This is a genomic window from Halomonas ramblicola, assembly GCF_030409215.1.
Taxonomy (GTDB): Bacteria; Pseudomonadota; Gammaproteobacteria; order Pseudomonadales; family Halomonadaceae; genus Halomonas; species Halomonas ramblicola.
Genome location: NZ_JAUFPL010000017.1, coordinates 224,227 through 236,186, shown reverse-complemented (window position 1 = coordinate 236,186; position 11,960 = coordinate 224,227). Strand labels below are relative to the sequence as shown.

The 11,960-nt window shown below is 68.1% G+C and carries 12 protein-coding genes; 9 read left to right on the top strand and 3 right to left on the bottom strand.

What is annotated here, in order from left to right; translation table 11 throughout:
* Positions 1-5: 5 nt before the first annotated feature.
* The 6 genes from infC to ihfA all read left to right on the top strand — a co-directional run bounded on the left by infC (position 6) and on the right by ihfA (position 5,129).
* Positions 6-545 carry a translation initiation factor IF-3 gene (infC, locus tag QWY80_RS05485; protein ID WP_290229921.1) on the top strand — a complete coding sequence of 180 codons (540 nt, stop codon included), beginning with the start codon at positions 6-8 and terminating at the stop codon, positions 543-545.
* An 84-nt stretch (positions 546-629) separates the two neighbouring features.
* Positions 630-824, top strand: coding sequence for a 50S ribosomal protein L35 (rpmI, locus tag QWY80_RS05480; RefSeq protein ID WP_102586569.1), 195 nt, complete (start codon positions 630-632; stop codon positions 822-824).
* A 36-nt stretch (positions 825-860) separates the two neighbouring features.
* Entirely contained in the window at positions 861-1,214 is a 354-nt protein-coding gene (gene rplT, locus QWY80_RS05475; RefSeq protein WP_013332273.1) for a 50S ribosomal protein L20, read from the top strand.
* 115 nt (positions 1,215-1,329) lie between these two features.
* Entirely contained in the window at positions 1,330-2,349 is a 1,020-nt protein-coding gene (gene pheS / locus QWY80_RS05470) for a phenylalanine--tRNA ligase subunit alpha (protein WP_290229697.1), read from the top strand.
* Positions 2,350-2,383: 34 nt separating this feature from the next.
* Entirely contained in the window at positions 2,384-4,765 is a 2,382-nt protein-coding gene (gene pheT, locus QWY80_RS05465; RefSeq protein WP_290229696.1) for a phenylalanine--tRNA ligase subunit beta, read from the top strand.
* Between the two features lie 61 nt (positions 4,766-4,826).
* Complete coding sequence (ihfA, locus tag QWY80_RS05460; RefSeq protein WP_290229695.1) at positions 4,827-5,129, top strand: integration host factor subunit alpha; 303 nt, start codon at positions 4,827-4,829, stop codon at positions 5,127-5,129.
* Between the two features lie 57 nt (positions 5,130-5,186).
* On the opposite strand, the gene QWY80_RS05455 is transcribed toward ihfA, so the two are convergent.
* The gene (locus QWY80_RS05455) at positions 5,187-5,396 is read right to left on the bottom strand and encodes a DUF2788 domain-containing protein (RefSeq protein ID WP_290229694.1); all 210 of its coding nucleotides are present in this window, start codon (positions 5,394-5,396) and stop codon (positions 5,187-5,189) included.
* 176 nt (positions 5,397-5,572) lie between these two features.
* On the opposite strand from QWY80_RS05455, the gene QWY80_RS05450 reads away from it, so the two are divergent.
* Both QWY80_RS05450 and QWY80_RS05445 read left to right on the top strand, forming a co-directional pair.
* A complete protein-coding gene (locus QWY80_RS05450) occupies positions 5,573-6,037 on the top strand; it encodes a flavodoxin (protein ID WP_290229693.1) in 465 nt (154 codons plus the stop codon).
* 1 nt (position 6,038) lies between these two features.
* Positions 6,039-6,404 carry a hypothetical protein gene (locus tag QWY80_RS05445; protein ID WP_290229692.1) on the top strand — a complete coding sequence of 122 codons (366 nt, stop codon included), beginning with the start codon at positions 6,039-6,041 and terminating at the stop codon, positions 6,402-6,404.
* A 250-nt stretch (positions 6,405-6,654) separates the two neighbouring features.
* On the opposite strand, the gene ppnN is transcribed toward QWY80_RS05445, so the two are convergent.
* Entirely contained in the window at positions 6,655-8,016 is a 1,362-nt protein-coding gene (gene ppnN / locus QWY80_RS05440; protein WP_290229691.1) for a nucleotide 5'-monophosphate nucleosidase PpnN, read from the bottom strand.
* Positions 8,017-8,113: 97 nt separating this feature from the next.
* Between ppnN and QWY80_RS05435 the strand changes: the two genes are divergently transcribed.
* Complete coding sequence (locus QWY80_RS05435; protein ID WP_290229690.1) at positions 8,114-9,028, top strand: LysR family transcriptional regulator; 915 nt, start codon at positions 8,114-8,116, stop codon at positions 9,026-9,028.
* Between the two features lie 12 nt (positions 9,029-9,040).
* On the opposite strand, the gene gcvP is transcribed toward QWY80_RS05435, so the two are convergent.
* Entirely contained in the window at positions 9,041-11,935 is a 2,895-nt protein-coding gene (gene gcvP / locus QWY80_RS05430; RefSeq protein WP_290229689.1) for an aminomethyl-transferring glycine dehydrogenase, read from the bottom strand.
* Positions 11,936-11,960 lie beyond the last annotated feature (25 nt).

Below are 11,960 nucleotides of genomic sequence, written 5' to 3'. Positions count from 1 at the left end.
GGAACATCAAGCGTAGCAACCAGCGTGGACGCCCCCAGGATCGGCGTCCCCCGATGAACGAGCGCATTACCGAGGATCAGGTACGCCTGATCGACAGCGACGGCGAGCAGTTGGGCATCGTGCCCACCAGTGAGGCGCTGGAGCGTGCCGAGGCTGCCGGTATGGATCTCGTGCAGATCAGCAACGCCGACCCCGTGGTCTGCAAGATCATGGACTACGGCAAGTTCGTCTTCGAGCAGAAGAAGCAGAAGGCGGCACAGAAGAAGAAGCAGAAGCAGATCCAGGTCAAGGAAGTCAAGTTCCGGCCTGGCACCGACGAGGGCGACTATCAGGTCAAGCTCAGGAACCTGACGCGTTTCCTCGAAGGTGGCGACAAGGGCAAGGTCACACTGCGTTTCCGCGGTCGCGAGATGGCGCACCAGGACATCGGCCGCAAGCTGATGGAGCGGATCGCCACCGATCTCGAGGAGATCGGCACCGTGGAGTCCTTCCCCAAGATGGAAGGGCGCCAGATGATCATGATCATTGCCCCCAAGAAGAAGTGATCCGGCGGCCAGTCAAACGGGCGACGGGGTGATCCCCGTCGCCGGCCCCGGGTTTTCTTAACAACCTCGAGCGGAGTTTTCCTCATGCCGAAGATCAAGAGCAACAGCGGTGCTGCCAAGCGCTTCAAGAAGACGGCCAACGGCTTCAAGCACAAGCAGTCGTTCCGCAGCCATATCCTGACCAAGAAGTCCACCAAGCGTAAGCGTCAGCTGCGTGGGATGAAGCAGATCCACGACGCCGACAAGCAGCTCATCCAGCGGATGCTGCCCAACCTCTGAACCCTTGGTAGAACCCACTTTCGTCAGGAGTAAGCCATGACACGTGTCAAGCGGGGCGTCGTCGCCCGTCGCCGTCACAAGAAGATCCTCAAGCAGGCCAAGGGCTACTACGGTGCCCGCAGTCGCGTCTTCCGCGTTGCCAAGCAGGCCGTCATCAAGGCCGGCCAGTACGCCTATCGCGACCGTCGCCAGCGCAAGCGCCAGTTCCGCGCCCTGTGGATCCAGCGCATCAACGCCGGCGCCCGTCAGCACGGCCTGTCCTACAGCCGTTTCGTCGGCGGCCTGAAGAAGGCCGGTATCGAGATCGACCGCAAGGTCCTGGCGGACCTGGCCGTGAACGAGAAGGCGGCCTTCGCGGCCATCGTCGAGAAGGCCAAGGCTGCCCAGTAAGTGACAGCGTCGATCCCGGTCGTCCGGTACATGCCGGCCGACCGCTGACGCCGCAGGGGAAGAGCAGCCGCTCTTCCCCTGTTTTTTTTGGAGCATCGAATTCGGAGCGCAACGGATGGACCACCTTCCTACCCTGGTCACCGAGGCCCGCCAGGCGATCCAGGCCGCCGACACCATCCCGGCCCTGGACGAGCTTCGCGTGCGCTATCTCGGCAAGAAGGGCGAGATCACCGCACTGCTCAAGGGCCTCGGCAAGCTGCCACCCGCCGAGCGCCCGTCCGCCGGCGAACGCATCAACCAGGCCAAGCAGGAGCTCGCCGGTGAGTTGGAGGCACGCAAGGCCCAACTGGAGAAGGCGGCCCTGGAGGCGCGTCTGGCCGAGGAGCGCCTCGACGTGACCCTGCCCGGGCGCGGCCAGCCGAGCGGGGGGCTGCACCCGGTGACTCGTACCCTGGAACGCATCGAGGGCCTGTTCACGCGCATCGGCTACGACGTGGCGGTGGGCCCGGAGATCGAAGACGATTACCACAACTTCGAGGCGCTCAACATCCCGGCCCATCACCCCGCCCGGGGCATGGCCGACACCTTCTACTTCGACGCCACCCGGCTGCTGCGCACCCACACCTCGCCGGTGCAGGTGCGCACCATGAAGGCGAGCGAGCCGCCGATTCGCATCGTCTGCCCGGGCCGCGTCTACCGCAGCGATTCGGACCTGACCCATACCCCCATGTTCCACCAGGTGGAGGGGCTGCTGGTGGACGAGGATGTCAGCTTCGCCGACCTCAAGGGCACCATCGAGGACTTCCTGCACGCCTTCTTCGAGCGCGAAGACCTCTCGGTGCGTTTCCGTCCCTCCTACTTCCCCTTCACCGAGCCCTCGGCCGAGGTGGACATCCAGTGCGTGATGTGCAACGGCGACGGCTGCCGGGTGTGTGGCCACAGTGGCTGGCTGGAGGTGATGGGCTGCGGGATGGTGCACCCCGAGGTGTTCCACCACTCCGGCATCGACAGCGAGCGCTACAAGGGCTTCGCCTTCGGCATGGGCGCGGAGCGCCTGGCCATGCTGCGCTACGGGGTCAACGACCTGCGGCTGTTCTTCGACAACGACCTGCGCTTCCTGCGCCAGTTCGACTGATCGTCCACCGGATAAGCTGAACACAGGATTTGTCATGAAATTTTCCGAACAGTGGCTGCGCGACTGGGTCTCCCCGGCGCTGGCGACCCAGGCGCTGGCCGACCAGATCACCATGGCCGGCCTGGAAGTGGATGCCGTGGAGCCGGTGGCGGCCGCCTTCGAGGGCGTGGTGGTGGCCGAGGTGGTCGAGAAGCGCCAGCATCCGGATGCCGACAAGCTCAGCGTCTGCCGCGTCGACGACGGCTCCGGCGAGACGCCCCAGGTGGTGTGCGGCGCACCCAACGTGGCGGTGGGGCAGAGGGTGCCCTTCGCCCGGGTCGGTGCCGTGCTGCCCGGCGACTTCAAGATCAGGAAGGCCAAGCTGCGCGGCGTGGAATCGCGCGGCATGATCTGCTCCGCCTCCGAGCTGGGGCTCGAGGAGGAGACCTCGCCGGGCATCATGGAGCTGCCGGCGACTGCCCCGCTGGGGGAGGGCTTCCGCGACTGGCTGGGGCTCGACGACCACGCCATCGAGGTGGACCTGACCCCCAACCGCGGCGACTGCCTGAGCGTGAAGGGGCTGGCCCGCGAGGTGGGCGTGCTCAACCGCCTGCCGGTGGAGGGCCCCGCCCTGGCGCCGGTGGCCGCCACCCATGACGAGACCTTCCCGGTGCGGGTCGAGGATCCGTCGCGCTGCCCGCGCTACATCGGCCGGCTGATCAAGGGGGTCGACGTGGCCGCCGAGACGCCGCTGTGGATGGTCGAGCGCCTGCGTCGCGGTGGCATCCGCGCCATCGACCCGGTGGTCGATGTCACCAACTACGTGATGCTGGAGCTCGGCCAGCCCCTGCACGCCTTCGATCGAGCCAACCTCCAGGGAGCGGTGATCGTGCGCCTGGCGAGGGAAGGGGAGCGGCTGGTGCTGCTCGACGGCCAGGAAGTGCGCCTGGATGCCGCGACCCTGGTGATCGCCGACGAGCGTGGCCCGCTGGCCATCGCCGGGGTGATGGGCGGCGAGCATTCGGGCGTGAGTGCCGAGACCCGCGACATCTTCCTCGAGTCGGCCTTCTTCACGCCCCTGGCCGTGGCGGGCCAGGCGCGCACCTACGGCCTGCACACCGACGCCTCCCACCGCTTCGAGCGCGGCGTCGACTTCGAGCTGACCCGTCAGGCCACCGAGCGTGCCACGGCACTGCTGCTGGAGATCGTCGGCGGTGAACCCGGTCCCCTGGTGGAGGTGGCGAGTCGCGAGCAGTTGCCTTCCGAGCGGCGTGTCCCGCTGCGTGCGGCACGCCTCGAGCAGGCGCTGGGCAAGGCGCTGCCCACCGAGGAGGTGGTCGAGATCCTCGAGCGGCTGGGCATGGTGGTGGAGGGCCGTGCCGATGGCTGGAGCGCCCTGGCCCCCAGCTGGCGCTTCGATATCGCCATCGAGGAGGACCTCATCGAGGAGGTGGCGCGCATCCACGGTTACAACCGCCTGCCGGTGCGTCGTCCGGCGGCACGCCTGGCGCTGCGCCCCGACCGTGAGGCACGCACACCGCTGGCCCGGTTGCGTCGCCAGATGGTCGCCCGCGGCTACCAGGAGGCGGTGACCTACAGCTTCGTGTCCCCCGAGCTGCAGCAGGCGCTGCTGCCCGAGGCGGTGTCGCCGGCACTCGCCAACCCCATCTCCAGCGACCTCTCGGTGATGCGTGCCAGCCTCTTCCCGGGCCTGGTGCGGGCGCTCGAGTACAACCTCAACCGCCAGCAGACCCGGGTGCGCCTGTTCGAGACCGGCCTGGTGTTCCGCGGCGAGCTCGATGACCTCAGCCAGGTGCCGATGCTCGGCGCCCTGGTCTGCGGCACTCGAGAGCCCGAAGGCTGGGCGGGAAGCCAGGAGGAGGTGGACTTCTTCGACCTCAAGGGCGACCTGGAAAGCCTGCTGGCAATGGGCGGCGAGGCCGCTGCCTGGCGCTTCGAGCCCGCCGAGCACCCGGCACTGCATCCGGGGCAGTGCGCGCGCATCCTGCACCGTGGCGAGGAGGCCGGCTGGATCGGCACCCTGCACCCTGCGGTGCGTGCCGAGCTGGGGCTCAGGGTCGATGCGGTGCTCTTCGAGGTGCGCCTGGATGCCCTGACCCAGGGACAAGTGCCGGCCTTCACCCCGTTGTCGCGCTTCCCCGAGGTGCGTCGCGACCTGGCCTTCCTGGTGGATGAGGACCTGCCCGTGCAGGCCCTGCTGGACACCATCCGCGGCCGGGCCGGGGAGTGGCTGGTGGAGAGCCACCTGTTCGACGTCTACCGCGGCAAGGGGGTGCCGGAAGGGCGCAAGAGCGTGGCCCTGGGCTTGACCTGGCAGCATCCATCGCGCACGCTTAATGACGAGGAAATCAACGAGTTGGTCGATGCCATCGTCGGCGAGTCCCGTCAGCACCTGGGCGCCGAGCTGCGTGGGTGACGCCCTGCAAGCGACCGGGCAGGCGTCGACCATCATCCCGCCCCCAGACGAGGGAATGAAGATGGGTGCATTGACCAAGGCGGAGCTGGCCGAGCATCTGCACGCCGAGCTCGGCCTCTCCAAGCGCGAGGCCAAGTCCATGGTGGAGGCCTTCTTCGAGGAGATTCGTGCCTGCCTGCGCGAGAACGAGCAGGTGAAGCTCTCCGGATTCGGTAACTTCGATCTGCGCGACAAGCGCGAACGGCCCGGTCGTAACCCCAAGACGGGGGAAGAGATCCCCATCTCGGCACGACGGGTAGTGACCTTCCGGCCGGGGCAGAAGCTCAAGACTCAGGTGGAAGGCTATCGCGGCGAATCCCACTGAGCGCTGCCGCCATCGCGCAAGAGGCCACCCGTCGGGGTGGCCTCTTGCGTGAGCGGCCTAGACCCCGCCGCCGTTCTCCAGCATCCAGGTGATGACCACCTTGAGGACATAGCCGAGCATACCGGCGCCCAGCACGATGAACAGCATGATGGTGCCGAAGCGGCCGGCGTTGGACTTCTTCGCCAGGTCCCAGATGATGAAGCCCATGAAGAGGATCAGGCCGCCGATCATCAGCGGGGTGATCCAGGCCTCGAAGGTCTGCTGCATGATGCCCTCCGTACAGGGGAAACCCGGGCATTATACGGGGCCCCGGCCGGACGCGCAGGGGGGGCGGCGAATCGTCGAGGGCCATGGCGATCTGCGATGGCCCGAAGGCGCCGCGGATGCGCCGGAGGCGCGGGACATGTTAGTATCCGAGTAGAATTCTCAGGTAAATCCGTGACATGCCCATGCTCAAGATCTTCGTCGGAACCATGTACGGCGGCGCCCTGGACGTCGCCGAGCAGGTCAAGCCCGTGTTCGAGGAGGCCGGCTACGAGGTCGCCATCTTCGACCAGCCCACCCTGGAAGACCTGACCGATTCGCCCACCGACCTGGCGCTGTTCTGCGTCTCCACGACCGGCAGCGGTGACTTCCCGGGCAACTTCGTGCCCTTCGCCCGCGCCATCGAGGAGCAGAGTCCCGGGCTCGCCTCGCTGCGCTACGGCCTGATCGCCCTGGGCGACAGCTCCTACGGCGATACCTTCTGCGGCGCCGGTCGCCAACTGGACCGGCTGCTGGAGGAGCAGGGCGCCCAGCGCCTGGGCGAGCGCCTGGAAGTGGACGCCATGGAGACCTTCATGGCGGACGATGAGGCCCTGCCCTGGGTCGAGGAGTGGATCGAGTCCCAGCAGTTGAAGGTGGCCTGAGGTGGGCGCCCGGCCGACCCCCGAGCGGCTCAGCCTGCTGCTGGGACTGGCGCTGCTGATGCTGGCGACCGTGCCTCGCTATCTGGTGGGCGGCCACGGCACCCGGCTCAACCTGATCCTGATGGCCCTGGTCGCGGTGCTCGTCGTCGCCAGCCTGCAGTGGCGGTTGCTGGCCGCCGAGGCCCGGGCCCGGCTGCCGCGCCTGCTGGGACGCCTGGGGGCCTGCCTGGTCGCCGGCCTGGTCGGCATGGGTGCCTGGCATGCGCTGTTCACCGACTTCATCGGCTGGGAGCTGCTGATCTCCCACGCCACCACCCTGGGGCTGCTGCTGCATGCGCTGTGGCTATGGGTGAAGGTTCCTCGCTGAACTCGGTCAGTTACAAGCTTCAAGGAGCAAGCCCCAAGGCCCCCCTTGGCTAGCGCCTTTTGCTTCCTGGGACGCCTGCCGCCACGTAGGAGGGCAGCTCCGCTGCGCGACTGGCGCCGTCAGGCGCCCGGCGGGAATGCTGGCGTTGACGTACCCCGCCGGGTGGCCTGCGGCCTCCAATCGCCCAATGAATTGGCCTCCTGCACGCCACGCCTCCGAGGAAGTGGCTATCCTCCTGCGGCGCTCGGCGTTAGCCCAGCGTATAGCAGGGCTCGTATTCGCCGGTGAGCTTCATGCGGCCCTGGGCCACGAAGGAGGTCAGCAGGTCGTCCAGGCGCGCCATCAGTTCCGCCTCGGCGTGCAGGCGGAAGGGGCCGTGGGCCTTGATGGCGCGGATGCCCTGCTCCTTGACGTTGCCGGCGACGATCCCAGAGAAGGCGCGACGCAGGTTGGCCGCCAGCACATGGACCGGCTCTCGGTGATCCAGGGCCAGCGAGGCCATGGCCTGATGGGTGGGGGCGAAGGGTTCCTGGAAGTCGCGATCGATGGTCAGCCGCCAGTTGAAATAGAAGGCGTCCTGGCGAGCCCGGCGATAGGCGGTCACGCCGTCGACGCCCTGGCGCATGGTGCGGGCCACCTCGGTGGGGTCGTCGACGATGATCCGGTACAGGCGGCGGACCTCCTCGCCGAGGGTGTAGACCAGGAACTCATCGATACGCTTGAAGTAGTCGGCGCTGTCGGCCGGCCCGGTGAGAATCACCGGCAGCTGCATGTCGGCATTGCCCGGGTGCAGCAGGATGCCGAGCAGGTAGAGGATCTCCTCGGCGGTACCCACGCCGCCGGGGAAGACGATGATGCCGTGGCCGAGGCGCACGAAGGCCTCCAGGCGCTTCTCGATGTCGGGCATCACCACCAGCTCGTTGACGATGGGGTTGGGCGCCTCGGCGGCGATGATCCCTGGCTCGGAGACGCCCAGGTAGCGTCCCTGGCGGCGTCGCTGCTTGGCGTGGGCCACGTTGGCCCCCTTCATGGGGCCCTTCATGGCGCCGGGGCCACAGCCGGTGCAGATGTCCAGTTCGCGCAGTCCCAGGTGGTAGCCCACGTCCTTGCTGTACTCGTACTCTTCCCGGGAGATGGAGTGGCCGCCCCAGCACACCACCAGGCTGGGGTCGCGGCCCGGCTTGAGCGTGCCGGCCTTGCGCAGGATGTGGAACACCGCATTGGTGGTGCCCTCGGCGGTGGTCAGGTCGAAACGCTGGTGGCCTTGGATCTCGTTGTAGACGTAGACGATATCGCGCAGCACCGAGGAGAGGTGCTCGCGGATGCCGCGGATCATCTTGCCGTCGACGAAGGCCTCGGCGGGGGCATTGGTGAGCTTGAGACGGATTCCGCGGTCCTGGGGGATCACCTCGATGTCGAAGTCCGCGTAGGCCTCGAGCAGTGCCAGGCTGTCGTCGATGGGCGAGCCGCAGTTGAGCACCGCCAGGGCGCAGCGGCGCAGCAGGTCGTGCAGGCCCGCCTTCGAGGTGTCGTGCAGGCGACTCACCTCGTGCTGGGAGAGGATCTCGAGGCTTCCTTCCGGGGAAATGATGCTGGAGATGGTGTCGGGCATGGGAGCGTCCTTGGCGTCCGGTTCTCAGGCCGATGCTATCACGCCTGCGGCCGGTGGGGTGCTAGTATGGGGCTCCGTCCGCGACGGCCGCCTTGCCATGTTCAATGCCCTGTATTTCCGTACCTTCATCACCCTGGTCGAGACGGGAAGCTTCACCCGGACGGCACGCCGCCTGGAGATGACCCAGCCCGGCGTCAGTCAGCACGTGCGCAAGCTGGAGCAGTACCTGGACAGGCCGCTGCTGGAGCGCCACGGGCGGCGCTTCACGCTGACCGAGGCGGGGCGCCGCGCCTACGACTACGCCCTGAAGCTGTTCGCCGAGCACGAGCAGTTCCGCCACTCCCTGGACGCCGATTCCACCTACTCGGGCGATTGCCGCCTGGCCTCACCTGGCAGTGTCGGGGCGATGCTCTACCCCTTCCTGCTGGGGCAGCAGCAGATGCATCCGGGGCTGACGGTGAGCTACAGCTTCGCCTTCAACCACGAGATCGCCCAGGACGTGCTGGCCGGTCGCTACGACCTGGGCATCGTCACCGACCCGGTGCGTCACCCCGACCTGGAGGTGGCGCCCTGGCACCGCGAGCCGTTGTGCCTGGTGGTGCCCGCGGACTTCGCCGGCGCCGGCCTGACCGACCTGATGGGGATCGGCTTCGTCAGCTATTTCGACGGCCTCAACCACGCCAGCGCCTTGTTGCGCGGCAACTTCCCCGGGGAGTTCCGCTCCATGAGCCATTTCCGGCGCCAGGGGTTCACCAACGAGGTGGGCATGGTGCTGGATGCGGTGGCGCGTGGCCTGGGTTTCACGGTGGTGTCACGACCGGTACTGGAGACCTCGCCCTGGCAGCGGCAGGTGAAGGCGCTGGACCTGCCGGTGGCGGTCCACGAGAGTCTGCACCTGGTGCAGCGTCGCGGCGCCGAGATGCCGCGCCGCTACATTCGCCTGCTGGAGGACTTCCGCGAGCAGCGCCGTCAGGCGCTGCACGGCTACGGTGATCCGCTGCGCGCCGACTGAGGCGTCGGCGCTTCAGTCGCGATACTCGTCGATGCTCGGGCAGGAACAGACCAGTTGGCGGTCGCCGAAGACGTTGTCGACCCGGTTCACCGCGGGCCAGTACTTGGCCGCCTTGACCGCCTCGGTGGGGAAGGCGCCGAGCTCGCGGGAGTAGGGGCGCCGCCAGTTCTCGTCCATCAGGTCGGCCATGGTGTGCGGAGCGTTGACCAGGGGGTTGTCGTCCGCCGGCCAGTCGCCGCGCTCCACGCGGGCGATCTCCTCGCGGATGGCGATCATGGCGTCGCAGAAGCGGTCGATCTCGTAGCGCGACTCCGACTCGGTGGGCTCGATCATCAGGGTGCCGGGCACCGGGAAGGACATGGTCGGGGCATGGAAGCCGTAGTCCATCAGGCGCTTGGCGATGTCCTCCTCGCTGATGCCCGAGGCGGCCTTGAGCGGCCGGATGTCGATGATGCACTCGTGGGCCACGGTGCCGTTCTCGCCCCGGTAGAGCACCGGGTAATGCGCGGCGAGGCGCGCGGCGACGTAGTTGGCGTTGAGGATCGCCAGTTCGGTGGCACGCCTCAGGCCGGCGGCGCCCATCATCTTGATGTAGGCCCAGGAGATCGGCAGGATCGCCGCGCTGCCGAAGGGGGCGGCCGCCACCGCCCCGCAGTCGGGATTCACGCCGCCGATCGGGGTCACCACATGGTTGGAGACGAAGGGCGCCAGGTGCGCCTTGACGCCGATGGGGCCCATACCCGGGCCACCGCCGCCATGGGGGATGCAGAAGGTCTTGTGCAGGTTGAGGTGGCTGACGTCGCCGCCGAAGTCGCCGGGACGGGCCAGGCCCACCTGGGCGTTCATGTTGGCGCCGTCCACGTACACCTGGCCGCCGTGCTCGTGCACGATGGCGCACACCTCGCGCACATTGGTCTCGAAGACGCCATGGGTCGAGGGATAGGTGATCATGATCGCCGAGAGGTCATCGTGGTGTCGCTCGGCCTTGGCGCTCAGGTCGTCGGTGTCGATGTTGCCCTGGGCGTCGCACTCCACGACCACCACCCTCATGCCCACCATGGCCGCGGAGGCGGGGTTGGTGCCGTGGGCGGAACTGGGGATCAGGCAGACGTCGCGGTGGCCCTCGCCGATGGACGCCTGGTAGCGGCGGATCGCCACCAGGCCGGCGTACTCGCCTTGGGCGCCGGAGTTGGGCTGCATGGAGATGTGGTCGTAGCCGGTGAGCTCCACCAGGAAGGCGGCCAGCTCGTCGATCATCTGCCGGTAGCCGGCCACCTGGTCCTGGGGCACGAAGGGGTGCACCTCGGCGAACTCCGGCCAGGTGATGGGAATCATCTCGCTGGTGGCGTTGAGCTTCATGGTGCAGGAACCCAGCGGGATCATTGCATGGGTCAGCGAGAGGTCCTTGTTCTCCAGGCGCTTGAGGTAGCGCAGCATCTCGGTCTCGCTGCGATAGCGCTTGAAGGTCGGGTGGGTCAGGAAGTCGCTCTCGCGCCGGCAGGCCGCGGGGATGCCGGAAACGCCCTCGGCGACGACCCGTTCGTCGAGCTCGCGCACCGAGAGGCCGTGCTCCTCGCCGAGCAGCACGTCGAACAGCACGTCCAGGTCGTGGGCGGTGGTGGTCTCGTCCAGCGCCACCCCCACGTCGCCCCCCGCGAAGTAGCGCAGGTTGATCTGCTGGGTCAGGGCGCGGCCATGGATCTTGCCGGCATCGATGCCGGTCAGGCGCAGGGTGTCGAACCAGCTGTCGTGGGCCAGCCGCACGCCCTTCTCCCGGAGGCCCAGGGCCAGGATGGTGGCCAGGCGATGGATGCGACCGGCGATGGTGCGCAGGCCCTCGGCACCGTGGTAGACGGCATAGAAGCCGGCGATGTTGGCCAGCAGCGCCTGGGCGGTGCAGATGTTGGAGGTGGCCTTCTCGCGGCGGATGTGCTGCTCGCGGGTCTGCATGGCCATGCGCAGCGCCGGGTTGCCACGCCCATCCCGGGAGACGCCGATGATGCGCCCGGGGATCGAGCGCTTGAGCTTGTCGGTGGTGGCGAAGAAGGCGGCGTGGGGGCCGCCGTAGCCCATGGGTACGCCGAAGCGCTGGGAGCTGCCGACCACGATGTCGGCGCCCAGGGCCCCGGGCTCGGTGAGCAGCACCAGGCCCATGAGGTCGGCGGCCACGCAGGTCATGACGCCGCGCTCGCGGGCGCCGGCGATCAGCGGGGCCAGGTCGCGCACCCGGCCGCTCTCGCCCGGGTACTGCAGCAGGGCGCCGAAGGCCTCGGTCCGGGGGAGCTGGTCGGCCGGGGCCACCACCAGCTCGAAGCCGAAGTAGGCGGCGCGGGTGCGCACCACGTCCAGGGTCTGGGGCAGCACATCGTCGGCGACGAAGAAGACATCGCTCCTGGCCTTCTTGTTGGCCCGCCGGCACAGGGCCATGGCCTCGGCGGCGGCGGTGGCCTCGTCGAGCAGGGAGGCATTGGCCAGCTCCATGCCGGTCAGGTCCATGACCATCTGCTGGAAGTTGAGGAGGCCCTCCAGGCGTCCCTGGGCGATCTCCGGCTGGTAGGGCGTATAGGCGGTGTACCAGCCGGGGTTCTCCAGGACGTTGCGCTGGATCACCGTGGGCAGGTGGGTGCCGTGGTAGCCCTGGCCGAGATAGCTCCGGTAGGCGCGGTTCTGGGCGGCGAGGCGCTTGAGGTAGTCGAGGGCCTCTGCTTCGCTGCGAGGCGGATCCAGGTCGAGCCCACGCCCCAGGCGGATGTCCGCCGGCACGGTACGCTCGATCAGCGCTTCCAGGCTCTCCGCGTCGAGGCTGGCCAACATGGCCGACACGTCCTCCTCGCGGGGACCGTTATGGCGTTGGATGAAGGCATCGTGGGCGGCCAGGTCGGCCAGGCGGCGAGTGTCGAGAGCCATGGGGCATCCTGTCGATTGATCGGGA

Bases quoted from the DNA above. Each gene is read 5' to 3' on its own strand.
- rpmI (WP_102586569.1), top strand. From the start codon at position 630: ATGCCGAAGATCAAGAGCAACAGCGGTGCTGCCAAGCGCTTCAAGAAG.
- rplT (WP_013332273.1), top strand. From the start codon at position 861: ATGACACGTGTCAAGCGGGGCGTCGTCGCCCGTCGCCGTCACAAGAAG.
- pheS (WP_290229697.1), top strand. From the start codon at position 1,330: ATGGACCACCTTCCTACCCTGGTCACCGAGGCCCGCCAGGCGATCCAG.
- pheT (WP_290229696.1), top strand. From the start codon at position 2,384: ATGAAATTTTCCGAACAGTGGCTGCGCGACTGGGTCTCCCCGGCGCTG.
- ihfA (WP_290229695.1), top strand. From the start codon at position 4,827: ATGGGTGCATTGACCAAGGCGGAGCTGGCCGAGCATCTGCACGCCGAG.
- QWY80_RS05455 (WP_290229694.1), bottom strand. From the start codon at position 5,396: ATGCAGCAGACCTTCGAGGCCTGGATCACCCCGCTGATGATCGGCGGC.
- QWY80_RS05450 (WP_290229693.1), top strand. From the start codon at position 5,573: ATGCCCATGCTCAAGATCTTCGTCGGAACCATGTACGGCGGCGCCCTG.
- ppnN (WP_290229691.1), bottom strand. From the start codon at position 8,016: ATGCCCGACACCATCTCCAGCATCATTTCCCCGGAAGGAAGCCTCGAG.
- QWY80_RS05435 (WP_290229690.1), top strand. From the start codon at position 8,114: ATGTTCAATGCCCTGTATTTCCGTACCTTCATCACCCTGGTCGAGACG.
- gcvP (WP_290229689.1), bottom strand. From the start codon at position 11,935: ATGGCTCTCGACACTCGCCGCCTGGCCGACCTGGCCGCCCACGATGCC.